General features: G+C 38.7%; 28 protein-coding genes and 1 other annotated feature. Of the genes, 3 read left to right on the top strand and 25 right to left on the bottom strand.

Annotated elements, in window-relative coordinates:
• Window positions 1-3: 3 nt before the first annotated feature.
• The 4 genes from CRO56_RS03925 to CRO56_RS03910 form a co-directional block, all read right to left on the bottom strand.
• Window positions 4-420 carry a Fur family transcriptional regulator gene (locus tag CRO56_RS03925; RefSeq protein WP_097157313.1) on the bottom strand — a complete coding sequence of 139 codons (417 nt, stop codon included), beginning with the start codon at window positions 418-420 and terminating at the stop codon, window positions 4-6.
• 26 nt (window positions 421-446) lie between these two features.
• The gene (locus tag CRO56_RS03920; RefSeq protein WP_097157312.1) at window positions 447-1,292 is read right to left on the bottom strand and encodes a metal ABC transporter permease; all 846 of its coding nucleotides are present in this window, start codon (window positions 1,290-1,292) and stop codon (window positions 447-449) included.
• Between the two features lie 18 nt (window positions 1,293-1,310).
• Complete coding sequence (locus CRO56_RS03915; protein ID WP_097157311.1) at window positions 1,311-2,066, bottom strand: metal ABC transporter ATP-binding protein; 756 nt, start codon at window positions 2,064-2,066, stop codon at window positions 1,311-1,313.
• Window positions 2,067-2,234: 168 nt separating this feature from the next.
• A complete protein-coding gene (locus CRO56_RS03910; RefSeq protein WP_425427177.1) occupies window positions 2,235-3,059 on the bottom strand; it encodes a YitT family protein in 825 nt (274 codons plus the stop codon).
• Between the two features lie 129 nt (window positions 3,060-3,188).
• Between CRO56_RS03910 and CRO56_RS03905 the strand changes: the two genes are divergently transcribed.
• Entirely contained in the window at window positions 3,189-3,443 is a 255-nt protein-coding gene (locus CRO56_RS03905; RefSeq protein ID WP_097157309.1) for a DUF2624 domain-containing protein, read from the top strand.
• A 47-nt stretch (window positions 3,444-3,490) separates the two neighbouring features.
• On the opposite strand, the gene CRO56_RS03900 is transcribed toward CRO56_RS03905, so the two are convergent.
• Together CRO56_RS03900 and CRO56_RS03895 are read right to left on the bottom strand one after the other, a co-directional pair.
• A complete protein-coding gene (locus CRO56_RS03900; protein ID WP_097157308.1) occupies window positions 3,491-4,387 on the bottom strand; it encodes a deoxyribonuclease IV in 897 nt (298 codons plus the stop codon).
• Between the two features lie 13 nt (window positions 4,388-4,400).
• Window positions 4,401-5,720 carry a DEAD/DEAH box helicase gene (locus CRO56_RS03895; RefSeq protein ID WP_097157307.1) on the bottom strand — a complete coding sequence of 440 codons (1,320 nt, stop codon included), beginning with the start codon at window positions 5,718-5,720 and terminating at the stop codon, window positions 4,401-4,403.
• Window positions 5,721-5,878: 158 nt separating this feature from the next.
• Between CRO56_RS03895 and vrrA the strand changes: the two genes are divergently transcribed.
• Together vrrA and CRO56_RS03885 are read left to right on the top strand one after the other, a co-directional pair.
• Window positions 5,879-6,559, top strand: a complete 681-nt coding sequence (vrrA, locus tag CRO56_RS03890; RefSeq protein ID WP_097157306.1) for a VrrA/YqfQ family protein — start codon at window positions 5,879-5,881, stop codon at window positions 6,557-6,559.
• 93 nt (window positions 6,560-6,652) lie between these two features.
• Window positions 6,653-7,600, top strand: a complete 948-nt coding sequence (locus tag CRO56_RS03885; RefSeq protein WP_097157305.1) for a 4-hydroxy-3-methylbut-2-enyl diphosphate reductase — start codon at window positions 6,653-6,655, stop codon at window positions 7,598-7,600.
• Window positions 7,601-7,629: 29 nt separating this feature from the next.
• Here CRO56_RS03885 and CRO56_RS03880 read toward each other — a convergent pair whose 3' ends face one another.
• The 19 genes from CRO56_RS03880 to CRO56_RS03790 all read right to left on the bottom strand — a co-directional run bounded on the left by CRO56_RS03880 (window position 7,630) and on the right by CRO56_RS03790 (window position 26,998).
• The gene (locus tag CRO56_RS03880; protein WP_097157304.1) at window positions 7,630-8,733 is read right to left on the bottom strand and encodes a Nif3-like dinuclear metal center hexameric protein; all 1,104 of its coding nucleotides are present in this window, start codon (window positions 8,731-8,733) and stop codon (window positions 7,630-7,632) included.
• A complete protein-coding gene (locus tag CRO56_RS03875) occupies window positions 8,730-9,434 on the bottom strand; it encodes a tRNA (adenine(22)-N(1))-methyltransferase (RefSeq protein WP_097157303.1) in 705 nt (234 codons plus the stop codon). The genes CRO56_RS03880 and CRO56_RS03875 overlap by 4 nt, the downstream gene beginning before the upstream one ends.
• Window positions 9,435-9,636: 202 nt before the next feature.
• A complete protein-coding gene (gene cccA, locus CRO56_RS03870) occupies window positions 9,637-10,002 on the bottom strand; it encodes a cytochrome c550 (RefSeq protein ID WP_097157302.1) in 366 nt (121 codons plus the stop codon).
• 169 nt (window positions 10,003-10,171) lie between these two features.
• A complete protein-coding gene (locus tag CRO56_RS03865; RefSeq protein WP_097157301.1) occupies window positions 10,172-11,317 on the bottom strand; it encodes an acyl-CoA dehydrogenase family protein in 1,146 nt (381 codons plus the stop codon).
• Between the two features lie 231 nt (window positions 11,318-11,548).
• Window positions 11,549-12,682 carry an RNA polymerase sigma factor RpoD gene (rpoD, locus tag CRO56_RS03860; RefSeq protein WP_097157300.1) on the bottom strand — a complete coding sequence of 378 codons (1,134 nt, stop codon included), beginning with the start codon at window positions 12,680-12,682 and terminating at the stop codon, window positions 11,549-11,551.
• Between the two features lie 34 nt (window positions 12,683-12,716).
• Window positions 12,717-14,540, bottom strand: coding sequence for a DNA primase (dnaG, locus tag CRO56_RS03855; RefSeq protein WP_342745868.1), 1,824 nt, complete (start codon window positions 14,538-14,540; stop codon window positions 12,717-12,719).
• 65 nt (window positions 14,541-14,605) lie between these two features.
• Complete coding sequence (locus CRO56_RS03850; protein WP_097157299.1) at window positions 14,606-15,091, bottom strand: YaiI/YqxD family protein; 486 nt, start codon at window positions 15,089-15,091, stop codon at window positions 14,606-14,608.
• Window positions 15,092-15,362: 271 nt separating this feature from the next.
• A complete protein-coding gene (locus CRO56_RS03845) occupies window positions 15,363-16,172 on the bottom strand; it encodes a pyruvate, water dikinase regulatory protein (RefSeq protein WP_097157298.1) in 810 nt (269 codons plus the stop codon).
• Between the two features lie 11 nt (window positions 16,173-16,183).
• Window positions 16,184-16,825, bottom strand: a complete 642-nt coding sequence (ccpN, locus tag CRO56_RS03840) for a transcriptional regulator CcpN (protein WP_097157297.1) — start codon at window positions 16,823-16,825, stop codon at window positions 16,184-16,186.
• Between the two features lie 174 nt (window positions 16,826-16,999).
• Entirely contained in the window at window positions 17,000-19,072 is a 2,073-nt protein-coding gene (gene glyS, locus CRO56_RS03835; protein WP_097157296.1) for a glycine--tRNA ligase subunit beta, read from the bottom strand.
• Window positions 19,069-19,956 carry a glycine--tRNA ligase subunit alpha gene (gene glyQ / locus CRO56_RS03830; RefSeq protein WP_097157295.1) on the bottom strand — a complete coding sequence of 296 codons (888 nt, stop codon included), beginning with the start codon at window positions 19,954-19,956 and terminating at the stop codon, window positions 19,069-19,071. Before glyQ ends, glyS begins: the two co-directional genes overlap by 4 nt.
• Window positions 19,957-20,077: 121 nt before the next feature.
• Window positions 20,078-20,257 (bottom strand) — a binding site (T-box leader).
• Between the two features lie 46 nt (window positions 20,258-20,303).
• Window positions 20,304-21,062 carry a DNA repair protein RecO gene (recO, locus tag CRO56_RS03825; protein ID WP_097157294.1) on the bottom strand — a complete coding sequence of 253 codons (759 nt, stop codon included), beginning with the start codon at window positions 21,060-21,062 and terminating at the stop codon, window positions 20,304-20,306.
• An 85-nt stretch (window positions 21,063-21,147) separates the two neighbouring features.
• The gene (locus CRO56_RS03820) at window positions 21,148-21,291 is read right to left on the bottom strand and encodes a YqzL family protein (RefSeq protein ID WP_097157293.1); all 144 of its coding nucleotides are present in this window, start codon (window positions 21,289-21,291) and stop codon (window positions 21,148-21,150) included.
• Window positions 21,292-21,420: 129 nt separating this feature from the next.
• The gene (gene era / locus CRO56_RS03815; RefSeq protein WP_097157292.1) at window positions 21,421-22,326 is read right to left on the bottom strand and encodes a GTPase Era; all 906 of its coding nucleotides are present in this window, start codon (window positions 22,324-22,326) and stop codon (window positions 21,421-21,423) included.
• Window positions 22,319-22,717, bottom strand: a complete 399-nt coding sequence (locus tag CRO56_RS03810) for a cytidine deaminase (RefSeq protein WP_097157291.1) — start codon at window positions 22,715-22,717, stop codon at window positions 22,319-22,321. Before CRO56_RS03810 ends, era begins: the two co-directional genes overlap by 8 nt.
• A gap of 42 nt (window positions 22,718-22,759) precedes the next feature.
• Window positions 22,760-23,203: a diacylglycerol kinase gene (locus tag CRO56_RS03805; RefSeq protein WP_097157290.1), complete on the bottom strand. Its 444-nt coding sequence runs from the start codon at window positions 23,201-23,203 to the stop codon at window positions 22,760-22,762.
• On the bottom strand, window positions 23,187-23,654 hold the full coding sequence (gene ybeY / locus CRO56_RS03800; RefSeq protein ID WP_097157289.1) for an rRNA maturation RNase YbeY: 468 nt from the start codon (window positions 23,652-23,654) through the stop codon (window positions 23,187-23,189). Before ybeY ends, CRO56_RS03805 begins: the two co-directional genes overlap by 17 nt.
• On the bottom strand, window positions 23,651-25,864 hold the full coding sequence (locus CRO56_RS03795; protein WP_097157288.1) for an HD family phosphohydrolase: 2,214 nt from the start codon (window positions 25,862-25,864) through the stop codon (window positions 23,651-23,653). Before CRO56_RS03795 ends, ybeY begins: the two co-directional genes overlap by 4 nt.
• 171 nt (window positions 25,865-26,035) lie before the next feature.
• Window positions 26,036-26,998: a PhoH family protein gene (locus CRO56_RS03790; protein ID WP_097157287.1), complete on the bottom strand. Its 963-nt coding sequence runs from the start codon at window positions 26,996-26,998 to the stop codon at window positions 26,036-26,038.
• Between the last annotated feature and the right edge of the window lies 1 nt (window position 26,999).

Here is a 26,999-nt window from a genome sequence, read left to right as displayed (position 1 = left end):
GGCTCATGCTCTTTTACATTCGGGACACTTCCCGTATACTTCAAATTTATGGTCATGGATGGCATATTCTTCAAAATTACCTGGCAGTACTTCCATTGGACATAATTCAATTTCCTTCGTTTTTCCGCATTCGAGACAGATAAAATGATGATGATGGTGATGATGGTCACACGTAAACCGAAACCTCATCTCCCCTGAAAACTCTGTTTGTTCTAAAATTCCGAGCTTTGAAAATAATGATAAATTTCGATAGACCGTATCTACACTAATACCTGGAAAATCCGATTTCATCAATTCCATCACTTCTTTTGCAGATAAGTATTTATTATGTGCTGCAAGACTTTCCAGCATGAATTCACGCTTATCCGTATATTTAAAGCCATTTTGCTTTAAAAGATCGATTGCCTGTGTGACATTCACAATTACCACCACCTTCCTTTATTTTATCATATTCTTTTTAGCTTTGTTTTGATTTGTTTATATCCAATTGAAAAAAGCAGAATGAGTACTGAAAATATTACAATCGTCCCGCCAGGAGCAAGATCTAAGTAATAGGCGCTTACCAGCCCTCCGAGAACGGAAATCTCTCCAAAAAGAATCGATAAAAACAGGGATTGTTTAAATCCATTTGCAATGCGAATACTAGCCGCAACAGGCAAGGTCATTAAGGCGGAAACTAAGAGAATGCCAACTATTCTCATTGATGCGGCAATCACCAATGCAACAAGCAGAATAAAAAGAACATGTATATAAGCGGCCTTTAGTCCAGAAGCCTTTGCATGTTCTTCATCAAAGGAAAGTAAAAATAATTCTTTGTAAAAGATAATAACAGTTGTAACTACGATCAGACTGATAAAAAGAATTAATGTTAAATCAGATTGTGTAACCGCACTGATACTTCCAAATAAATAATTTAGAAGGTCTGTATTAAAACCATCTGCCATGGAAATAAAGATCGCACCTAGCCCAATTCCTGTTGACAAAATAATAGGAATGGCAAGCTCTTGGTAATGTTTATATACACTCCGCAGCCTCTCAATAAACAAAGCACCCGTACAAGAGAACAGCACACCCATATATAATGGATTAATACCTGCAAACCAGGTGAATGATTTACTTAAAAGCAGGCTGAAAGCAATTCCTGACAGTGTTACATGGCTTAGTGCGTCAGCGATTAAAGCAAGCCGTCTTACAACTATAAATACCCCCAGCAAAGGAGCAATGATTCCAACTATCACACCGGTTAAAAAAGCATTTCTTAAAAATTCATACTCCAAAATACTTGATATCATTATATTTCTTCCCCATTTTTAGTGTTGATGCGTTAACAAATGAATGTCATGTCCATAAAGACCTGAAAGAGCGGTTTGCTCTAGATTTTCAAATTCCTTAACTAACCCATGAAAATGTAAATGCTTGTTTAAACAGGCAACATGGCTGACTTTACTCGTAATGGTTCCGACATCATGAGAAACCAATATCATGGTGATTCTTTTATCACGGTTTAATTTCTCTAATAAGTCATAAAATCCATCGACTCTCTTCGTGTCAACACCTACTGTCGGCTCATCAAGAATCAAAAGCTCGGGCTCACTAGCTAATGCGCGAGCAATAAAAACCCTTTGCTGCTGTCCGCCTGATAATTCACCTATATTTCGATATAAAAAATTATCCATTTCAACAGCTTGAATCGCTTCTATTGCTTTTTGTTTATCTTGTTTGGACGGAAATTTAAACAGGCCGATCTTTTTTGTAAGTCCGCTTAATACTACCTCCAAAACGGTAGCGGGGAATCCGCTATTGAAAGAGTTCGCTTTTTGGGACACATAACCAATTTTTTCATACTGCGTAAAGGATTTTGAATCGGTTCCAAATAATTGAATCGATCCCTGCTGCGGTTTGAGGAGTCCAAGAATTAATTTAAGCAGGGTTGATTTACCAGAACCGTTTGGGCCAACCAGTCCTAAAAAAGACCCTTGGGGAACCTCTAAATTTATATGTTCTAATACGGGTAAATCATCGTATCTATAAGATAAGTTCTTTATTTCTATTGCGTTTTGTGTCATATTAAATCACTCTTTCGTAATCATTCCGATTTAGAAACTTCAAATCGTAGTATACACAATATAAGGATATCTGTAAACAGAACAAACCTAATCATTCATCATAAATATCAGATAACATACTATTATTGGATGGAGTAAGAAAAGAGCACAGTAAAAAACACTATGCTCTTAGTGAATCGCTGATTTAAAGCGGCCGCCCTTTGTTTCTTGTGTAGCCATGATTGTTACGAATGCATGTGGGTCTATGTCATTGATAATCGCTTTTAATTTTGTAATTTCTAATCTTGTTACTACCGCATATATGACCTCTTTTTCATTTTCAGTAAAACCACCCCGGCCTTGCAGCATTGTTGTCCCCCGACCTAGCCGGCTTAAAATAGCTTCAGAAATCTCTGTATAATGATCAGACACAATAAAGATAGCTTTTGTTTCATCAAGACCCTGAATCACAACATCGATTGTTTTAAATGCAATGTAATAGGTCATGACAGAAAACATTGCCTGCTCCGGTCCGAACACAAAAGCGGCCCATGCAAAAATGAAAATATTAACGAACATTACAAACTCTCCGACAGAGAAAGGAGCTCGTTTCGTCAGCATAATTCCTAAAATCTCAGTACCATCCATCGCACCGCCATGACGAATGACAAGACCGACTCCTCCTCCTAAAAGCAATCCTCCAAAAACTGTAGCTAATATGACCTGGTCGGTAAATGGATCTATATGGTGCAGCAGCTGTTCGATTACAGCTAATGCAATAATGCCAAACAAAGAGGAAATCATAAAAGTTTTGCCGATTTGCTTATATCCAGCTAACATGAACGGCAGATTTAAAACAACGACCAGCACGCCAAAACTAATGAAGGGGAATATATCAGTAAATAAAAAATCTAATATTAATGAAATCCCGATAATCCCGCCATCAATTATTTGATTAGGAACAAGGAATAGTTCAATTGATGCAGCAGCCATGGCTGCTCCGATTAATATCATGATAAAGCGATAGATTATATGCGCAATCGATTCTTTTTTATGTATTTTTCCAGCCACCGTGATATTCCTTTCTTTTGTTGTCACAAAACAACTTAATCATACATATATTTTGTGAGGAGGAGTGATAATATGAAATTATTTGAAAATGTCGTGAATTATAAAATTAATAATATAACCCCTGAAGATATCTTAAAATATAGCAAGCAATTTAATATTTCTATTAATTCAGATCAGGCAAAACAAGTAGCCCGCTTAGTTAAGGGCAGAGGCATCAATATTTTCAACGACAAGGAACGTGCCCAATTAGTAAAAGAAGTAGCCAAGATTACCGGACCAGATGTGGCAAAAGAAGTTAATCAGCTATTTATCCAATTTACAAAATAGGAAAAAGGAAAAGTCAGAGTAAAGACTTTTCCTTAATCTCCTTAGCGTTATGCTTCTTGTGCCATTATATCTTCCAGCAATTGTTCATTGAAGCTTTGACTCCTTAACATTTCAATCTCCTTTTTATAAGGAGGTTTTTTATTCGCTTTATCTTCTCCTACATACGGTGTTTCAAGAATTTTAGGAATGGAAGAAAATTGAGGGTAATGAACAATATAATTAATCGCTTTAAATCCAATCTGTCCAAAACCAATATTTTCGTGACGGTCCTTTCTAGCCCCAACACTATTTTTACTGTCATTAATATGAAGAACCTTTATACGGTCTACACCTATAATTTTATCAAATTCTTCCAGCACACCATCAAAATCATTAACGATGTCATATCCGGCATCATGAGTATGACATGTATCAAAACAAATAGACAGTTTTTCGTTGTGGGTGACTCCATTAATGATTTGGGCTAGTTCTTCAAATGTTTTACCGCATTCAGAACCTTTACCTGCCATTGTCTCAAGCGCAATTTGCACATTTTGTTCTTTACTGATTACCTCATTTAGCCCCTCAATAATCTTTTTGATACCTTTTTCTTCTCCTTCTCCTACATGTGCACCTGGGTGAAGGACGATTTGTTTTGCGCCGATGGCCTCCGTTCTCTCGATCTCTGAACGCAGGAAATCAACGCCCAATTGATAGGTATCAGGATTAACAGAATTTCCAATGTTGATGATATACGGAGCATGTACAACAATTTCTTCGATGCCATGTTCCTTCATATGGGCCAGTCCAGCTTCGATATTTAGATTCTCTATTTTTTTTCTTCTCGTATTTTGCGGTGCGCCCGTGTAAACCATAAATGTGTTGGCTCCATAAGAAACTGCCTCTTCACTTGCAGCTAATAGCATTTTGTTCCCGCTCATGGATACATGAGATCCGATTAACATATTCAACTCTCCCTTATGATTTCTTTTTTGCGATTTTTCGCTTTTCTCTTTTTTTCAGCTTTTCTAATTCAGCTTTCATTTTCTTTTTATACCCGGGCTTGACCTTTGCAGGTTTTTTTACTCTCATTGAACTTTTCTCCGGGATGTCTTCTTCTGTGCGCTCTCTCTTTTTTCTTCGATTCCGATCAGGAATATCCCTCCATTCACCTTTTACTAAATCCTTCGACTGAAATTGAATCCCCTTCTTTTCCAGTTCATTTAATGCATGTTCATCTGAGGGTTCATATACGGTAATAGCTATTCCAGAAAGGTCTGCTCTCCCTGTTCGCCCGGTTCGGTGTACATAAAAATCAAGATCGGTCGGCAGTTCCATATTGACAACATGGCTGACCCCTTCGATATCGATTCCCCTTGCTGCAAGATCGGTTGCTACGACATATTGGAATTCCAAATCCCTGATTTGCTTCATGATTCTCTTTCGTTCCCGGGGATTGAGGCCGCCATGAAATTTCGCAGTCTTCAGTCCTTTTTCAGAAAGAGCATCTGCAAATTCGTCAACTTTTTCCTTCGTATTCGCAAATACAAGAGCTATGTATGGATTAATCGAAGTTAGGATGTCGTATAGAAGATTTTCTTTCGTGCGTGATTTCAATGGAACGAGAATATGATCAATTTTCTTAGGTGACGTTGTTTTTGGATCAATTTGCATATACACTGGATTTTCCATGTACTTTTTTAAAAACGGCTTTAGTTTTTCGGGGATTGTAGCAGAAAATACTAAGATTTGCAGTTTTTCCGGCATTCTCCCTGCCAGTTGGTCTACCTCGTGAATAAACCCCATATCAAGCATTATATCTGCTTCGTCAACGACTAGCATAGATGTTTTATGGAAACTTAAGGCTTGTTCTTTGACAAGGTCTAATATTCTCCCCGGTGTCCCAATTACAACTTGTGGCGGAGTTCCCAGTTTTTCTATTGTTCGCTGTTTGTCTGTTCCGCCAATGAGGCATTTCCCTGTAATTTTTTCATTGTCAGGTAAAGCAGCTGTCAGTTCTTTAAAATTCTCAAAAATTTGCAAGGCTAACTCTCGGGTCGGAGCTGTAATCACAGCTTGTACAGCCTCTAATTCGGCTTCAACCATCGATAGAACAGGCAATAAATACGCATGAGATTTCCCAGTTCCTGTCTGGGATTGTCCAATAATACTTTCCTTTTTAAGTACGAGCGGAATGACCTTCGCCTGAATGTCTGTCGGTTCATAAAACCCTTTTTTATCAATCACCTGAACAAAAGCAGGATGAATATTAAACCTTTCAAATGGATGTTTTTTCATTATTAATTCTCCTTTGTGAAAATCCCAATCTACATTATACTTATAATTTTATTATTTCTCCACCGAAAGACGATAAACATATATCTTGATTATTACCAAAATCCTATTTTTCGCATATTGTATCAAGAGAATCGAATACAAGAGAGGAGGGTCATGATATGCCTCCAAGACAGGTGCCCCCGATGATGGGACAGAGAGGGTTGTATGGCAGAAATCCTTATATGATGTATAGACCTCAAATGGGACAAAACATGCGAACAAGCAACTTTTCATTAAGAAGAGGCGGATTTGGAGCAAATCAAGCCAGCAGAGGAGGATTTGGCGCCAATCCGTCGAGAAGAGGGACTGGAGGTTTATTAAGCCGGATTAAAAATCAACCTGGTCAAGGTAATCCTGGTGGATCTGGCGGTCTTCTTTCCAAACTGTTTAAAGGCGGCGCAAGAGGAGCAAACACAGCTTCCGGGTTTGAGGGGGCTGCAAGAAGCAACGGCCTGCTTCAAGCAGCATCTCAGCCTAGCGGTATAATGAACATCCTAAATCAGACTCAATCGGTTATTCAAGCAGCATCTCAGATACAGCCTGTAATAGAACAATATGGACCTCTGGTACGAAATCTGCCTGCAATGTGGAAGCTATATCGAAGTTTAAAAGATGATAATGAAGATTCCAATGAAAAGGATACCACTCATAACGGTAAAGCGAAAGCACAAAGTGCAGAGCAATCCAAGGAAAAGCAAAAAAAACAAAAAAGCACTTCAGCTAAAAAAGCGAGTCATACAACTGCATCAGCTGCTTCCAAAGCTTCGAATAATCGCCACCGTCCAAAGCTGTATGTTTAGAAAGTAATGGTTCCTTTTTGTCTTATTACGAATCCTCCTTTATAATAGAAGAGTATGAAAGTATCTATGATAATCTAGGAGGATTGGACTTTTATGAATGTCTTAAAAATTACCCCTAGAGGTTATTGCTATGGTGTCGTTGATGCGATGGTCATCGCACGAAACGCAAGTTTAGATCCTACATTACCTCGTCCTATCTATATTTTGGGGATGATTGTCCATAATAAACACGTTACAGATGCCTTTGAAAAAGAAGGGATTATTACATTAGATGGTAAAAACAGAAAAGAGATTTTAGAAAAAGTCGATAAAGGAACAGTTATATTTACGGCCCACGGTGTTTCTCCAGAAGTCCGTGAACTCGCTTCGAAAAAAGGGTTCGTCACCATTGATGCAACCTGTCCGGATGTTACCAAGACACATGACTTAATCCGGGAAAAGGAAAAAGAGGGTTATGAAGTCATTTATATTGGTAAAAAAGGACACCCTGAACCAGAGGGAGCAGTTGGAGTAGCCCCAAATATTGTCCATCTTGTTGAAACTGTTGAGGATGTGGAAGCTTTAAATATTCAAGCAGATAAAATCATTGTAACGAACCAAACGACAATGAGCCAATGGGATGTAGCCCATATAATGGATAAAGTAACAGAAAAGTACCCTCATGCTGAAAAACACCGTGAGATTTGTTTGGCAACTCAGGTAAGACAGGAAGCGGTTGCGGAACAAGCAAAGAATGCCGATGTTTTAATTGTTGTAGGTGATCCAAAAAGTAATAATTCGAATCGACTGGCACAAGTGTCCGAAGAAATTGCGGGTACGAAAGCCTATCGGATTTCCGATATTAGCGAGTTAAACATTGATTGGATTAAAGATGCTGAAACGGTCGCCGTTACGGCCGGAGCTTCTACACCAACACCCATTACAAAGGAAGTTATTACTTTCCTGGAACAGTTCGACCCGAACGACTCATCTACCTGGGGCCGTGAGAAAAAAGTTCCGTTAGAAAAAATTCTGCCAAAAGTAAAAACACAAAAGACTTAAAAAGCTCGGGATATCCCGAGCTATTTTCTTTATACAATATGAAATGGATCTGTATTCACTTCTGACGGAAGAAATTTAACATCCCATTGTTCTGGAGCTAGCTCTGTCATTTTTTCTGCAACGCCCTTTATCATTACCTTTTCGACATGGTGGCCGGGGTCGATTACATTTAACCCATCCTGCAAAGTATCCTGAGCCGTATGAAAATAAAGATCTCCTGTTAGATAAACATCTGCCCCATTACGGATTGCATGTCTATAGTATTTATTTCCGTCCCCACCCAGAACAGCAACCTTTTTAATGGTGTCCTCCAGCTTTCCAACAACCCGAACCATCGAAACATCTAACTGTTTTTTCACAAATTCTGCGAATTCTTTTAAACTCATTGGCTCTTCAAGGGTGCCGATTCTTCCAAGTCCTAACGGTTCCCCCTTCAGATCCAATGGATAAATATCATAGGCCACTTCTTCATAAGGGTGGGATGAAAACATTGCATTTAGTACCTGTTTTTCAATGGAAACCGGGTAAATCGTTTCAATTCTTTGTTCAGCTACCGTTTCCAGCTTCCCAATGGTCCCCAAATATGGATTGGACGCATCTCCGGGGAGAAATCTTCCTTCTCCATTGGCAGAGAATGAACAGTGACTATATTCACCAATATGGCCTGCACCCGCTTTTCCTAATGCGTTCCGTACCTCATCGGCGTTTTCAAGCGGAACAAAGACAACCAATTTCTTCAAGGGAATATCGTGAGTTGGAACTAAGACCTTTGTATTCTTTAAACCTAGTCTTTTACTTAATAAATCATTAACCCCTCCTACTGCCACATCCAAATTCGTGTGAGCAGCATATACGGAGATATCATGCTTAATTAAACTTTCAAAAATGGAGCCGCCTTCTATTCGCTGAAGCGGCCTAAAAATGGGAGGGTGGTGGGCTATGATTAATTGAACGCCTTTACGAATCGCTTCTTCTACAACAGCCATAGTAACATCTAAGGTGACCAGTACCTTTTCTACTTTTCGGCTTAAATCACCGATTTGCAGACCGATTTTGTCACCTTCCATTGCGTATTTTTTTGGAGAAAACTGTTCGAAAAGCTCGATAATCTGATGGCCATTTACACTTTTCACTGGCGTAATCCCTCCTCAATTAAATTAATTTCGTGCCGGATTCTTTCCTTTTTCTCATTTGTTTCTTCTGATGGCTTAGCTAAATTTAAAGACTGTAAAACTCTTACTAACTGCTCTTTTTCCCCTTGCCACTTTTGGCGAAAGGCCTGATTTTTTTCCTTAATTAAAAAAGGACCCATTAATATTTCCAATTCAGTTAATCGTTCATTCTTTTCCTTCAGAAAATCGGCACAAATGATTTCATAGATATGTTCATCTTCTTCTAAAATATTTTCGTTTACGATAGTCCACCCGTTCCTTTCCAGCCATTTTCTGACCTGATTGCCTCCAATATTCGGCTGTAAAATCAATCTTGTTTGCTCAGTTAATTTATCTTTTCCTTCTTCAAGAATCCGGGTAATTAAGGCTCCACCCATGCCAGCAATCGTAATACAATTGACTTCACCCGGACTTATGACAGCCAAGCCATCGCCCTTCCGAACATCTATTTTAGTTGATAGATCGGCTTCTATAACCTGATTCAGAGCTGATTGAAACGGTCCTTCCGCTACTTCTCCTGCAATCGCACGAACAGCTCTGCCCGTTTGCACAGCATAACAGGGTAAATAGGCATGATCTGAGCCAATATCAGCGAGAACTGCCTGAATGGGTATGTATTGGTAAACAGCATCTAATCTTTTTGAGAGTTGTTCTATGTTCAAAAGATACCACCTCCTATCCTATTATTCCATTCTGTTGCCTGTATAACAAACGATCCCTTATTTTCCCTTTCTTCCTGCGATGATGGACATTTCCACCGCGCTTGCTATTCACTTTGTCCTTCAAGACAAGACGCGAAAACTCTAAAAATGTACTCTGTGTACAAAAAAAGTCCTTTACTCAGCTAAGCAAAGGACTCCTTTCTTATTCTAATGTTAATAGCCATTCAGCCATTTCGTCCAATTTTTCATTTGGTACTAGTCCTGCAGGCATTCCGCCAGGTAAACCATTCGTTAGAATTTCTTTAATATCGTCAGCAGAATACTTTTCTGAAAGCCCTATTAATGATGGAGCCGAACCATCAGAATAGTTTGTTCCATGACAGGAAATACAGCCTGCCTCTTGATAGAGTTGTTCCGGTGATAATTCTAATAAAGCATTATCTGTTCCTTCTTCGTCACCTTGAGCACGTTCCTCCCTGTTGTCTAACCCGATAAATGAGAGGAAGAAAATAAGACCAATTCCAAATACCATGATTAGAACGAAGGGAATAATTGGATTTCGATTCATTCTTGATCCTCCTTATGTATGAAACAGTAGTTCTGGTAGGAATAAGTACAAACAATACTTATTTTACTTGAAAACGCTATAAAGTGAAAGTAGATTTACCATTTTCTTTATATTTTCACGAAATAGACAAAAATACTACCGTCCATAGCATATGGGGGAAAATATTTAGTTATGCATTTTTAAGAATTTCACGTGCAATTACGATTCGCTGAACCTCTGACGTCCCTTCTCCAATCTCTAAAAGCTTTGCATCTCTCATGTATCTTTCCACATGATAATCCTTCATATAGCCATTTCCTCCATGGATTTGGACAGCCTGACTGGTTACTTCCATGCATATTTCGGATGCGTATAGCTTACACATTGAAGCTTCTTTCGAAAACGGCTTCCCTTGATCTTTTAGCCAGGCAGCTTTATACACCATATTTCGTGCCAATTCAATTTTCATAGCCATATCGGCAAGCTTAAATTGAATGGCCTGGAAGTGACTTAATGATCTTCCAAATTGCTTCCTTTCGGCTGCATATTGGAGGGCTTTTTCAAAGGCAGCTTGTGCAATCCCGACTGCCATAGCACCAATCCCGATTCTCCCGCCATCCAATGTAATCAGAAATTGACGAAATCCTTCCCCGCGTTTTCCTAGTATATTTTCCTCGGGAACCCGAACTTCTTCTAAAACTAATTCGGTTGTATTAGATGCATGTAACCCCATTTTTTCGTAAGAATCAATGACTTTAAAGCCTTTTGCATCTGTTGGGACAATAATCGCTGTAATCTCTTTTTCTCGATCGTTTTGTCCGGTTACAGCCGTTAAAGCTAAATGCTTTGCGTAACTGGCATTGGTAATGAAGCATTTATTTCCGTTTATTACCCACTCCCCAGATTCTTGACGTGCAACGGTTTGCGTTCCCCCTGCATCCGAACCTGCATTTGGTTCAGTTAAACCGAAGGCTCCCATCGATTCCCCTGTACAGATCGGAACTAAATATTTTTGTTTTTGCTCCTCGGTTCCGAATAAATGAATGGGAGCTCCGCCCAAAGAGATATGAGCTGAATATGTTATACCTGTAGAACCGCAGGCACGGCTTAATTCTTCCGTTACAATTGCAAAGCTGATTGTATCAGCTCCGCCGCCTTCATATTCTTCAGGAAACGGGAGTCCCATTATGCCTAATTCGGCCAATTTTTTCATAATGGAAAGAGGAAATTCCTTTTTATTATCTCTTTCTAATGCTCCGGGAGCTACCTCTTCATCAGCAAACTCTCTTATCATTTTTTGTATCATTTGCTGCTCTTCCGTTAGTTCAAAATTCATATTATACCCCTCCCTTTGAATGCGCTTACATCATATAATTATATGGGTTTATTCCCGTTTACACAACATTTAAACTTTTTAGTATTATATGTTCAATTTCCAATATCTTCGATTGCAAAATGACTGATAATTCAGTAAAATATAAGTAAGAAATGAACGAAAAACCATGATCTTTATACGAATAACTGGTTTTTTAGGCAAAAAAAAACTTACTCAATAGACTGAGTAAGTTTATTCCAGAAAATCTTTAAGTCTTTTGCTTCGGCTCGGATGGCGAAGTTTTCTCAATGCTTTTGCTTCAATTTGGCGAATCCGCTCACGTGTTACACCAAAGACCTTTCCAACTTCTTCAAGTGTTCTCGTGCGTCCGTCATCTAGTCCAAAGCGTAGCCTTAATACGTTTTCTTCACGATCTGTTAATGTATCGAGAACGTCCTCAAGCTGCTCTTTCAATAATTCGTAAGCAGCATGCTCAGAAGGTGATGTAGCTTCCTGGTCCTCGATAAAATCACCAAGATGTGAATCATCCTCTTCGCCAATAGGCGTTTCCAATGAAACTGGTTCTTGGGCGATTTTCAATATTTCTCTAACTTTATCAGGAGTCAGATCCATATCCTCTGCAATCTCTTCCGGAGTTGGTTCGCGGCCTAAATCCTGTAATAGCTGTCTTTGGACACGAATTAATTTATTGATCGTTTCCACCATGTGAACAGGAATACGGATTGTTCTGGCCTGGTCTGCGATTGCACGAGTAATAGCCTGACGAATCCACCAGGTAGCATACGTACTAAATTTGAAACCTTTCCGATAATCAAATTTCTCAACCGCTTTAATAAGACCCATATTACCTTCTTGAATTAAATCCAGGAATAACATACCTCGGCCAACATATCTCTTGGCTATACTTACCACTAACCGCAAGTTTGCTTCTGCAAGGCGTCTTTTCGCTTCTTCGTCACCTTGTTCAATTCTTTCGGCAAGTTCAATTTCTTCATCTGCTGAAAGAAGATCGACTCGACCAATCTCTTTGAGGTACATTCGGACAGGGTCATTTATTTTTACACCAGGCGGAACACTTAAATCATTTAAGTCAAATACCTCTTCATCCTCTTTTGGCTCATCATCTGGACTTGTATCTGCAGCCTCATCATGATCCCCTAACAAATCTACACCCTGATCTCCTAAGGTTTCATAAAATTCGTCTAATTGCTCGGAATCGACTTCAAAGGAAGATAATTTATCTGCTATCTCCTCATAAGTAAGGTGCCCTCTTTTTTTACCTACTTCTATTAGGTGGTCTTTTGCTTGTTCAAGTGTTACCTCATTTTCAACTTCTTCTCTGGAACGCGCTGATTTTTCAGCCAATGCGGCCCCTCCTTCCAACTCAAAGAACAAAATCCTATAACGTTTTGCGCAGCTGCAATATTTCCATTGCAATCCTGGCAGCCTTCACATAATCCTTACTGCTTTCTGCTTCCCTTTCTTCTCGCTCTTTTTCTTTTATCATTAGCAATTTTTTTTGCTTTAACACCTGCATAATATAATCATTCAGTTCTGGTTCTGTCAGTTCTTCTTGGATTTGAATCAAGCTGATCTCAGTTACCAACCTTTTTATGGATTGGTCTTTTATAAAATCCAAAAATTGACTGACATCAGGTGAGTTCCCTTCTTCATAGTATGCAGCAAGATAGGTAAAAATAGCTTGATGTTCATCTATATTAAATGTTTGATTCTGAAGAAGCTTCTGGATCTCCCATACTAACTGGTCATTTTGCAGCATGTGGGATAAGAGCATTTTTTCAGCAGTTACATAAGCAGGTGCCAACTTTTTTTCCTTTTTGCTAAAAGTAGAAATTTGTTGGGGCATCACTTTTTGTTGCTTGCGAAGACTTTTATCTTGTTGAATCGAATATTGTTTTTCTTGTTCCTTTAATGCCTCTAATGATAATGAAAATTCATTAGCCAGCTGCCTTAAATAGTGGTCCTTCTCAATTGCACTGCTTTGCTTTGAAATTTCTTTTAGTACTTCTTCTATATAGAGAAGCCTTTCTCCTTCATTCATGAGATTTTTCCCTCTCCGTAAATAGGAAAGCTTAAACGACATGAAGGTCTGGCTTCGGTCTACCACTTCTGTCTGAAACCTTTCACCGCCATATTGACGAATGAATTCATCAGGGTCTAACTGATTTGGAATACTTGCCGCTAAGACAGTGATTCCATTTGCCTCTAACAGCCTTCCAGCCCGATAGGTTGCCTCAACCCCGGCATCATCTGAGTCAAAACATAACACAGCTGTCGAAACATTTCTTTTTAAAATTTTTATGTGTTCATCCGATAATGAGGTGCCCATTGTGGCGATTCCATGTTTAATTCCGGCATGGAATGCTGAAATAACATCGGCATAACCCTCGAACAGGATACAGGCATCCTTTTTGCGGATTTCTGGTCTTGCCCGGTGAAAATTATAAAATATATTTCCTTTTTTAAAGATAGGGGTCTCTGGTGAATTCAAAAATTTAGGTTCATTTCCGTCTGTCTCCATGACTCTTCCGGAAAAAGCAACTGTATTTCCGCTGTGATCATGAATCGGAAACATGATTCTATTCCTGAACCTGTCAAAAGTCCGATCACCTTGTGTACTTTTAACGATGATTCCGGATTCTTCAATAATGGAATGAGAGAATCCTTTCTTCTCTAGGTAGTTTTTAACAAAGTCCCAGGACCCGGGAGCATAGCCGATTTGGAAGGTGTCAATCGCATCTTTGGATATCCCTCGGTTTTCTAAGTAAAGATAGGCTTTTTGACCTTCTTTTGTATTTACCAGTAAATGATGGTAAAATTTATTTAATAACTCATGTAAATCAAAAAGCTGTTTTTCTTTTTCAGTTTTCGGACTTGCGTGATCGGTTTGGACAGATAGAGCCGGAATGTCTTTTCCTGTTCGTTCCGCAATTTTTTGAACAGCTTCTATAAAAGACAAACCATCTATATCCATTAAAAAAGAAAACACATTTCCCCCTGCTCCACACCCAAAACAATGGAAAATTTGTTTATCTGGGGCAACAGAAAAAGAGGGGGTATTTTCCCCGTGAAATGGACAAAGACCGAAGTAGTTTCGTCCTTTTTTCTTTAGTTGGACATATTCACTTATTACATCAACTATGTCTGCCGAGGCCCTAATTTCATCTATTAATTCGTCCGATAATCGTTCAGACATGATCATCAACTGCCTCTTTTTTATATAAATGATGTAATGCATTTTCATAAACTATAATTCGATAAAAAAATTCAAATTCCTGCAAGCTTCGACAAAATCTGCTCAAATTCTTTACAGAACTTTTGCCTGTCTTGTTCTGTGAATTTTTTTGGACCTCTTGTTCTTTCACCACCTCTTCTTGCTTTAATGGATGCATATCGAAAAAACAAGATTGAATCTAGGTCCTTATCGTTAATTACCTTCCCGCGAGGGGTAATTGCATGAACCCCTTTTGGAACAATAGAGGCTGCTAACCCCATATCCTGTGTAACAACACAGTCACCTTTTTGTGAGTGATTGACGATGTACAAATCAGCTGATTCTTTGTCCGGGTCAACAAACTTCCACTCATTTACATCATCATTTTGATGATAATGGGCATATGATGCAATAAATTTAACCGGGATTCCATATTGCCTTGAAATCTGTCGAATTTCATTTTTTACTGGACAAGCATCCGCATCAACAAGAACAATCGGTTTTTCCAGGTAAGGAATACATTCTACGTCACGTCCCATTATCCTTCTTTTACTCACCTTTTCTATACAAAACTCCGGGGTTTTGTCGAATTTTTTATACGGTTTCCCCTTGACATCCACCAGTAATAAGTTTATTCTTTCTTGCTTGACCTTAAACCTGCTATAAGGTTTTTTTATCACAATTTTTTATTATAGTACATTAAAATAGGTATTTCCATTATTTTTTACTCTTTAAAATAGTAAATTTGACCTGTTGGCATTATTCCCTATACAAAAGCAAAAGACCGTCTAAACAGACGACCTCTTCCTTTTATAGTCTTTTTTGCTGAATCTGATTCATAATAATATTGGCGGTTTCCTCAACTGCTTTATTCGTTACATCTATAATGGGACATCCTATTCTTTCAACTACCTTATTAAAATGGTCAAGCTCACTTTTAATTCTGTCTAAATTTGCATAGCTTGCCTGGTCATTTAAGCCCAATGTTTTTAATCTTTCTCTTCTGATTTGATTTAATTTTTCCGGACTGATTTTTAACCCAAAGCATCGGTCCTTTTCCACCTGGTACAGCTCATCAGGAGGATCAATTTCCGGAACAAGCGGTACGTTTGCTACCTTTAAACGTTTATGGGCTAAATATTGAGAGAGTGGTGTTTTCGAAGTTCGGGATACTCCAATCAACACAATATCTGCCTTTAATAGTCCTCTAGGATCCCTGCCATCATCGTATTGAACAGCAAATTCAATCGCTTCAACTTTCTTAAAGTAATCATCATCTAACTTCCGAACTAAGCCTGGCTCAAATAACGGTGTTTTCCCATATTGTTTATGAAAGTGATCCATCAGCGGACCAATTACATCAAATGCAAATATCCCTTCATTATCTGCGGATGCCTTCATATACGTCCTCATTTCAGGCTTTACAAGGGTAAACACAATCATTCCATTATTGATTTTTGCCAGCTGGATTACTTCATCGATCGTTGTTTCATCTTCTACATAAGGAACCCTTTTTAAAACAGAACCAGATCCGTTAAATTGACTAATAGCTGCCTTTGTAACCAGTTCAGCAGTTTCTCCAACAGAATCTGATACGATATAGATTACTGGTATTTGCATCCGTTTCCCCCCTATCTGTCATCATCCCTGCTTAATGTAACAAATGCCTTCGTGATATTTGTTTTCGTGATTCTCCCAATCACCTCAAACCCATTTTCGGTTTTTTTAACAACAGGGAGGGCATCAATTTGCCTTTCTATTAACCGGTACGCTACATCGCGGAGCGTATCTTCCTTTTCACACCAAGTAATATTAGGCATTCTTGTCATAATAATATGAACAGGCAGCTGATTTAAATCCTGCTTGCCGATACTTGCCCTAAGCAGATCCTTTCTGGAGAGGACGCCCGTTAAAATCGATTTATCATTTACGACGAACAAGGTTCCAACATCCTCTAAAAACATGGCAGTGATTGCATCGTAAACAGAAACATTTTCATTGACTACAACGGGAATCGATTGATGGTCCTTTACCAAGAGCTTATTAATATGATCTGAAAGCAGCTGGTTACTTGATTTTCCCGTATAAAAATAACCTACTCTTGGGCGTGCATCAAGGAAGCCCGCCATCGTTAAAATAGCAAGGTCCGGTCTTAATGTAGCACGGGTTAAGTTTAACTGTTCAGCAATTTGCTCACCTGTGATAGGTCCTTGTTCTTTTACGATTTGTACGATTTGTTCTTGCCTTTTATTTAGTTCGATCGTCCTCACCACCTGACTCTAAAAAGGTTCCACTTATAAAGATTGGTATAGCACCAACCTAATCTATTAATATAAATAACCATTAAAACATGCTGATCCCGACTTAAGCCGGGATAGCATCTTACCCTATACAATTATTATATATCATGAAACCTTTTTGAAAAGTATCTTACTTCAAGTAAAGATCTATAACGTCTGTTTAACTTGAAGTAAATTAACATTTGCAAATTGAAGAATGAGATCACTTATTTTTTTCATAAGAGCTAAGCGATTGGCCTTTATTTTTTCATCTGTGCTCATAACCATCGTGTGATCAAAATATGGATCAATCGTCTGCTTCAATTGGGCTAATCGGTTAAACCGTTCCTCTTCGGAGGATAAATTTGTCCACTCATTCTTAATTCCGGTATAGGCTTCTAACAATGCTTTTTCATACTCATTCTCAAATAGGGATGAATCAACTTCTTGGTCAAGCTCTGCTTTTTTAGCGATATTAATGACTCTTGATAAGCTTTCAATGATTTCTTTAAAGTCCTCGTTTTCCCGTCTTTCATTTAATATCCGGGCTCTGTCAACCAATGTAGAAACGTCCGCGTTTGCTTCTGATAGAACCGCGTCCACAACGTCATAGCGAACGCCTTGTTCCTGTAAAATAAATTTGATCCGCTGTGCAAAGAAATGCAATACTTCCTGGACTGTATTTTTCTCTTTTATTGGTACTCCGCTAGCCTGAACATTTTCAAATGCTTTTGTCACTAGATCCTTAAGTGAAAATGACCAATTTCTTTCTAAAAGAGTTACCACAACTCCCCATGCTTGCCGTCTTAATCCATATGGATCCTGAGAACCTGTCGGGATAAGCCCTATCGCAAAGCAGGAAACAATTGTATCGATTTTGTCAGTGATACTAACGATAGAACCTGCTACAGTACGAGGAGCAGAGTCGTCTGAATGACGAGGCATATAGTGTTCATAAATTGCCTTGGCTACATCTTCGTTCTCATTTTTTAATCGAGCATATTTTTCTCCCATATAGCCTTGCAGCTCTGGAAATTCATATACCATATGAGTAACTAGATCATACTTACAAATTTGGGCTGCTCTTAAGACCACTTCCTTCTGTTCTGGTTCAAGTCCTAACTTATCAGTTAGCTGCGTTGAAAAAGATACTATTCGTTTTACCTTTTCAGCATATGTCCCAATTTGTTCCTGATATACAATTTTCTCTAATTTGCTATTCCACTCATCAATTGAGAGCTTTTGATCTTCTTTAAAGAAAAAGTTGGCATCTGAAAGTCTTGCGGATAGAACTTTCTCATTTCCTTTTGCTACCTTCTCAATATGACGGTGATCCCCATTTCGAACGGTTACGAAATATGGAAGTAAGGTACCGGATGGATCCTTTACAGGAAAGTAACGCTGATGCTCTTTCATAGAAGTAATTAGAACTTCAGACGGCAGAGATAAAAATTCTGGATCAAATTGGCCAAATAAGACAGTTGGGTACTCGACAAGATTTGTGACCTCTTCTAAAAGTTCCTCATCAATTGGTATGATCCAGCCCTCTGCTTCAGCCAGTTTTACTAATTGCTGTCTGATAGCTTCCTTCCGCTCATCATAGTTGACTAATACGTATTGTGATAAAAGCTTTTGCTCATATTCCTCAGGCTGTTCAATTTCTACTTCTTCCCCAAGAAAACGGTGGCCTCTTGTCAATCGCCCAGTATTTACATCGGTAATTGTAAATGGAATTACCTCTGTCCCAAATAATGCAAGAATCCACTTAATCGGGCGAACGAATTTAAAATCATAGCTTCCCCATTTCATATTTTTTGGGAAGGTTAACGAAGTGATAACTGTTTGAATTGACGGAAGCAATTCAGCTGTTTTTAATCCTTTTTGCTCAACTTTTACAAAACAATATTCCACTCCATTTACTTCTTTAAAATAAATATCATCGACCGATTTTCCTTGGCCCTTGGAAAATCCAATCGCCGCTTTCGACCAGGTTCCTTCATTGTCTAAAGCAATATGTTTTGCAGGTCCCTTTGCTTCTTCCACGATATCTGATTGTGAATCGGAAACATCCTCAATCCGGACTGCTAAACGTCTTGGTGTTGAAAAAGGAACTACTTTTGCAAAGTCGATTCGATTTTCCTTCAGCCAGTTCTCCGTTTTTTCTTTGAACTGATTCATCGCACCTCTTACCATTTTAGCAGGCATTTCTTCTAATCCGATTTCAATTAACACATTACTCATTTACTATCCACCTCCTGATTCTTTAGGATTGGGAATCCTAGCTTTTCTCTCTCTTCAAAATAGGTTTTCGCTACTTTACGGGCAAGATGTCTCATTCTGCCTATATAACCTGTACGTTCTGTAACTGAAATCGCTCCTCGTGCATCTAAAAGGTTAAACACGTGAGAGCACTTTAAAATATAGTCATAAGCAGGGTGCACCAGTCCCTCTTCCATTTGCTTGTGAGCTTCTTGTTCAAAGGTTTCGAACAGAGAAAATAACATGTCTTGATTAGATGTTTCAAAGGTATATTTTGAATGCTCATATTCTGGCTGGCCAAAGATATCCCGATAGGTGAAACCATCGGTCCATTCCAGTTCAAACACATTATCCTTCTCTTGAATATAGGAGGCTAACCGTTCAAGACCATAGGTAATTTCCACTGACACAGGACTGCATTCTAACCCCCCTACCTGCTGGAAGTAGGTGAATTGGGTAATTTCCATCCCATCAAGCCATACCTCCCAACCGAGTCCAGCACAACCAAGTGATGGGTTTTCCCAGTTATCTTCTACGAAACGAATATCATGTTCTAACGGATCAATCCCTAATGCTTTTAAGGACTCTAAGTAGATTTCTTGAATATTATCTGGTGAAGGCTTCATAATCACTTGAAACTGATGATGCTGGTATAGCCGATTCGGGTTCTCCCCGTAGCGGCCGTCTGCCGGTCGTCTGGAAGGTTCTACATAAGCAACATTCCATGGTTCTGGACCTACAGCCCGTAAGAAGGTATAAGGACTCATCGTGCCAGCACCTTTTTCTACATCATAAGCTTGCATTAAAATACATCCTTGCCCGGACCAATGCTTCTGAAGCGTAATAATCATGTCTTGAAAATTCATTACAAACACCTCCGCAAATTTCGAAAATTATAGATTTAAAATATTTTTCTGCATACCCTAACGATTCATTACCATAGAAAAGGCCCAAAACAAACAAAAGACCCGTCTCTATGCACATGTGCATAGGGACGGGTCTTTACCCGCGGTTCCACCCTATTTGCCAGATTTGAACGAAACCCGGCCTCTTTTATATAATCAAAAGCTCCAGAACGCCTTCCCTAACTGTCTATACCCTAGCTTACACCATCCTAGGTTCGCTTTTATAGCAACATTAAGTACTACTTTCCTTCACAGCCTATATTCATTTTAATTCACAGTGTAACGAAATCAGCTATCGTTGTCAACTTCTAGTCCTGAGCTGGCTTCCATACTTGCTTAATTTGTTTTAAAACCCCTTTACTCTTGAGAAATAGCCCCGAATACGTATCATAGTATTGTTCCATCACTACATCTAATTCCTTTTTCGTCTGGTCCTTTACTTGAATCGAGCCAATTTGCTCAAGGTTAATTCTTGCAAATTGGCTTAAAAGCCTTGTGGTCGAAGGTGAAATCGGAATCCGATAAGGATCTATCTCAAAACAGCGATGACAGAGAAAACCATTCTCCCTCACAGAAAATGAGAATATTCCCTCCTTAGCTTTACAATGAACACACTCATGAAAGACAGGTTTTAATCCTAAGATCGGCAGCATTTTTATTTCAAAAATAGTTTTAATAATATCAGGATCATACGCCTCCTGTAAATACTGTAATGACAGAGCAAGCTGTTCATACAGTTTTGGAATCGGTTTTCTCTCATCTGTGCCCTTCTCAGCTAATTCGACAATGTAGGCGGCAAATGCAGTCAGGTAAATATCTTCCCGCAAGCCCCTCATAGATTGAATCGTTTCGCCTTGATGAAGCATTCCTAACCCGCGATTGAGCTGAAATAAATAAGAGCCAATCGTAAATATTTGCGAACAGCTTGAAAGCTTACTATTCGGTTTTTTAGCACCCCTCGCCATTACACCGATTTTTCCCCAATTTTTCGTGAGGAGGGTTACAATCTTATTCGTTTCTCCATAGTCGGTTGTCTTTAAAACAATTCCTTCTCCCTTATTAAACATCCTATTCCCCTCTGTTTAAAAGCTTGATTACATATAAAAACAAGCCGACTCTTATGGCCGGCTCTACATCATATAAGGGGTAAACCTACATCATGGGGAAATCTATTTCTGCTAGCTCGTGTTCCTGCTCCTCCTTTTTAGGAAAGGATTGTTGCTCCAACTCTTTGTAAAGAAGATAAGTGTCAATATTCCCAGTTTCAGAAAATACCTTCCAGGTAAATTCTAACATTTGATACCCACCTTTCTAGGATTGAACTAGCTATTTAATTCCCTTTAGCTTACTATATAGGTTGACCAAGACCACGCAAATAATAAGACGAAATATTTACTAAAAATTTTCCGAATAAAACATAGAACTTTAGTACTCGTCTTCCCTAAATCCAAAATCTCTTAAGTGAAGCGCTTTATTTCGCCAATCTTTTTGTACTTTTGCCCAAAGCTCTAAAAATACTTTTGAGCCTAAAAGGTTTTCAATATCAACTCTGGCCCTTTGTCCAATTTCCTTCAGCATGGATCCCCGTTTTCCGATAATAATCCCCTTTTGCGAATCTCTTTCGACGACGATGGTAGCCATTACATGAATCAAATCCTTATCTGGATCTTTAGAAATTTTATCGATTGTAACGGCAAGAGAATGGGGAACTTCTTCACGTGTCAAATGAAGTGCCTTTTCTCTTATTAATTCTGAAATAATAAAACGCTCAGGATGATCGGTCACCTGATCGGCGGGGTAATATTGCGGCCCTTCAGGAAGAGTAACTTTAATGACGTCAAGAAGTCGTTCGACATTCTGGCCCTCTATAGCTGAAACAGGTACAATCTCAGCAAAATCATACCGTTTCTGATAGCCTTCAATAAAGGTTAAGAGTTCATCTGGATGAACCTGATCTATTTTATTGACCACTAGAAAAACGGGCGTATTAATACCCTGTAATTTTTCTAGAATCATTTGTTCGCCTTTCCCGAACCCCTCTTTTGCATTAACCATGAAAAGAACTAAATCTACTTCTTTTAATGCGTTCGTTGCAACTTTCATCATAAAATCTCCAAGCTTATGTTTCGGAACATGAATCCCTGGAGTATCAATAAATATCATTTGTGCATCATTTAATGTCAAAACACCTTGTACTTTATTACGGGTTGTTTGTGGCTTATCACTCATAATCGCTATCTTTTGCCCAATAATTCGGTTTAACAATGTTGATTTTCCAACATTGGGTCTCCCAATAATAGAAATAAAACCTGATTTATATCCTTCAGTCATTTAAATCACTCGGAGAAAATGCTCCTGGCAGCAGCTCTTCAACCGTTAGTTCAGCTACATCACCTTGGAGGTTTGTTAAATAAATTTTCATATCTTTTGGGCATAGTTCAGAGATAACTTGACGGCACGCACCGCATGGAGGAACCGGTCTTTTCGTGTCTGCCACAACAACTAGTGCTTTAAACTGTTTAACACCTTCAGAGTAGGCTTTAAATATGGCGGTTCTTTCAGCACAATTTGTCATACTGTAGGCCGCATTCTCAATATTACAGCCGTGGTAGACGGTGCCATCGTCCGCTAAAAGCGCTGCACCTACCTGAAATTTTGAATAAGGGACATATGCTTTATCTCTTGCTTTATTTGCTTCTGCAATTAATGACTGGATTTCCAAAGATCTTAGTCTCCCTTTCCGATTTTGTATCGTATTCAAATTTTATCCGAATACACCCGTGTTTTCAAATATAGTGTATGAAATGAGCTGGATTTCGTGATATAACAAGAGGCTCCATATCTTGGGAAGAAATACAATCATTCCAATAATGACAGCATATACGGCAAAGAGGAATACCGCACCACTTGCCATATCCTTGGCCGCTTTTGCTAAATCATGATAATCCTCTGTAACTAAATCAACCACACGCTCAATACTTGAATTGAGCAGTTCAAACGTAAGCACTCCAAAAATGGCTGAACAAACAAAGAACCACTCGATCCAAGAAATAGAGAAGATACACCCAAAAATAATAGCAATTGCTGCACACACAAGGTGAAACTGAAAATTCTTTTCTTGTTTACTGACTAAAAGAATTCCAGAAATCGCGACTTTAAAAGAGCTGAGAAAGGTTCTGTTTCGAAACCTTCTATCTTTTGAGACCATACTCTTCCAATATGCTTTCTTGTTTTGAAAACATTTCCTTTTCTTCTTGTTCAGTACCATGGTCATACCCAAGAAGATGAAGTAAACCGTGGACCGCTAAGAAGCCTAATTCTCTTTCAAAGGAATGTCCGTATTCTTCTGCCTGTTCCTTCGTTTTTTCTATCGAAATAATGATATCCCCTAATACTCTTGTTTCGGGGGCGCCCATGATGATCTCTTCCTCATCTCCTTCTTCAAGCGCAAATGAAATTACATCGGTTGGCTTATCCTTTCCTCTATACTCTCTATTAATTTCTTGGATTTTATCATTAGAAACAAACGTAATCGAGATTTCACAATCTTCCTCTACTTGCTCTTTTTTTAATCCAATAGTTATTAAATCTCTTATCAGTTTTTCTTCTTTCTCTGTTACAGAGTTAGTCTCGTCTAAGAAATCAATTTCTACATTCATTTATTTTCACCCTTTTGTAATTTTTTCATATCTGGATACTCTATCCGTGAATGAAAGATTCCATTTAACGTTTCACATAATGCGTGTGCTACAGTATCAAGTTCCTTTAGGGTAATATTACAATCATTTAACTGGCCATCCTGAAGCCGGTCCCGAATAATACCGTTCACTATCTCCTTAATTTCTTCTGGAGTTGGATTATTTTTAGACCGGACAGCGGCTTCAACGCTATCTGCAATATTTATAACAGCCGCTTCTTTAGACGAAGGACGCGGACCCGGATAACGGAACTCTTCTTCTTTTACATCTGCTCCGCTCTCTACTGCTTTGTGATAGAAAAATTTGAGCAAGGTGGTCCCGTGATGCTGTTCCGCAATATCAATGATTTCCTTAGGTAGCTTTGCCTTTTTTAACATCTTTACTCCATCTGTTACATGGGAGATAATAATGTTTTTGCTGGCAATTGGAGAAATTTGATTATGCGGATTCTCAATATTCATTTGATTCTCAATAAAGAATTTTGGCCGATTTGTTTTTCCGATGTCATGGTAATAGCATGCAACCCGTGCTAACAGACCATTCGCCCCAATTGATTCACAAGCTGATTCAGCAAGATTCGCAACCATTACACTATGATGGTACGTACCAGGTGCTTCTGTTAATATTTTTTTTATTAATGGGTGGTTCGGGTTAGATAGTTCAATGAGCTTCATTCCCGATAAAATATTAAAACCCGCTTCAAAAAACGGCAGCAATCCAATTGTAAAAACGGATGCCGTTACACCGGATGCAATCCCCATGAGCGCGTCATAGCTAAAATCCAGGCTTGGAAAAGGACTGTTTTTAATAAGATAAAAGCTTAGAATGACCACCATATTTAATAAAGATACTAATAAACCAGACCGTAAAATTCTAGAACGCTGATTGTGGCCGGTTAAAAATAACATACCGGCTATTCCGCTTAACAATATATAGACACCGATATCAAAATTAATCGCACCTGAAACATCACGATTAAAAATAATCGTCGAAACGATCGCGAGTAAAATCGTATTGATGATGGCTAAGCGGTCATGAATTAAAATCTTGATAAGCATGCTGCTCATCGCAGCAGGAAATATGTAACCGATATTTTGTGAATTAATTGGCTGTAATAAGCTGACAAGCTTCATAAATATAAGCGAGATGATAAAGATCAAACTGTAAATTAGCAGTTCTGAGTGTTTTCCATCTGAATGGCTTTCTCTAAAAAATAAGCTTAAGCCTCCAACCAAGATAATGACTAGGGCACCTAGCCCAATAAATGGTCTAATTTGGTCCTCATTGTTCAGCAATCCGACAAGCTCCAGCTGACGGTATACTTCTGCAGTAATCATCTCACCTTCTTCAATGATTACTTCACCCTGTAGAATTTTGACAGGTTCTACACCTTCGACTGCTTGTTTTTTTAGCTCTTCCGTTTTTTCTAAACTAAAAATTTCATTTTGAATCACGCCATAGCGCCCAAGTGCTATCGCAGCATCTTTTAAAGGCGGAGACAGCGGCGCATACTTAAGCTGCTCTTCTACCTCTCTTTTTGCATTTTCTACCTGATTCGCAGGAATCCGATTGCTCATTACATGATTAACAGCTGTAATTGTTAAGTCTTTTGTATTGTTTAATTGAGTTGGCGTTGCCTGGAGCAAGGCGCCTAAAACACTATCATTAAGTTCTGAAGAAACATCGCCAGATAGTTTTTCGCGATACCGCTCTATTTTTTCTTCTAATGTTGGTTCTTCAACTTTGGGCTGTTCTGCACTCGTATCTCCAGAGGATGTCCCTTCTGTATCTTGTTTTTCTTCTGCTGTTTCAGCCGCCTCTTTCATTTCCTTGGCAATTTCTGCATTCACTTCTTCAGCGAGTTCAAAAATACTTCTAATTAAATTAACCTGGTTTTCAGAGTACTCTGTTTTTAAGTCATATACATCCTGTACTTGTGACCGAGCTTCTTCCTTTCTTTTTTCAGTAAGCTCTTTATCTTCAACCTGTATGGGTGCCCTGATCGTCTGCGGAGCCGTCTGAAAAAGAGAAACGTCAAGCTGTTCAGGTTTTACATTGCTAAACATAACAGCGTATAGGACAATACCGAGCAGGATAAATAACAGGGCACGGACAAGTGTATTTCCAAGCGAGTGTTTGATTTTTGCAAAAAATTCTTGTAAACGATCCACGATTATATCCCTCCTTTTGAGAGGATGATTAGGTACTTTATGTAAAATGATAGCAGTTTTCAAAGCAACATGCATCCTATTTTGCGTGTTGACGGATAACTTGTGTGTCTTATCTTCTAACGCCCATGATCTAACCATGAAAAAAGCCTGCATTGTCGACAATGCCAGGCTTTATAAATTATTTTTTTCATATGCATCAATAATTTTCCGAACTAATGGGTGCCGGACTACATCTGATTGCTCCAGATGAACAAAAGCAATGCCTGGAACCTCTTTTAAGATCGATTCTGCAATAAAGAGACCAGATTTAACTCCTTTTGGCAAATCGACTTGTGATTGATCACCGGTAATAATCATTTTTGACCCAAATCCAAGTCTCGTTAAAAACATTTTCATTTGCGCTGCAGTGGTATTTTGCGCTTCATCTAATATAACAAAGGCATCGTCTAATGTACGGCCCCTCATATAAGCTAATGGTGCTATTTCAATTGTTCCTCGTTCCATCATTCTAGTGGTATGCTCTGCCCCAAGCACATCATGTAAAGCATCATATAATGGCCTTAAATAAGGGTCTACCTTTTCTTTAAGGTCCCCTGGCAGAAAGCCTAACGACTCGCCTGCTTCAACCGCAGGGCGGGTTAAAATTATTTTTTTCACTAATCCATTTTTGAGGGATGTCACCGCCATTACAACAGCTAAATAAGTTTTTCCTGTTCCAGCTGGCCCAATCCCAAAAATAAGATCGTTCTTTTTTATCGCTTGAATATATTGCTTTTGTCCAATTGTTTTAACTCTAATGGCTTTTCCTTTAACATTTCGTGCGATTTCTTCTGTATATAAATCCAAAAGTTCTGCACTTTTTCCATCGAGAGCTAATTGGGAAGCATAAATGCAATCTCTAGGTCCAATATGGATTCCCTTTCTAATTAAAATAAGAAGTTTCGATAGGGCATCCGACAGCATGCCAATCTTTTCTTCTGGCCCGCTCACTAAAACTCTTTCGCCTCTAGTAACAATTGAAACTCCTAATTGTTCCTCAAAAATTTTCAGATGCTGATCTTCAATACCAAATAACTCTCGTGCTTCTTCTGGTCCTTCAAGTTCAATTGAAATTTGTTTTAAAGCTTCTGACATT

Origin of the sequence: Bacillus oleivorans (assembly GCF_900207585.1) — a bacterium.
Lineage (GTDB): Bacteria > Bacillota > Bacilli > Bacillales > JC228 > Bacillus_BF > Bacillus_BF oleivorans.
The sequence above is the reverse complement of the archived record's forward strand: the minus strand, read 5'-3'. Positions and strand labels throughout refer to the sequence as shown.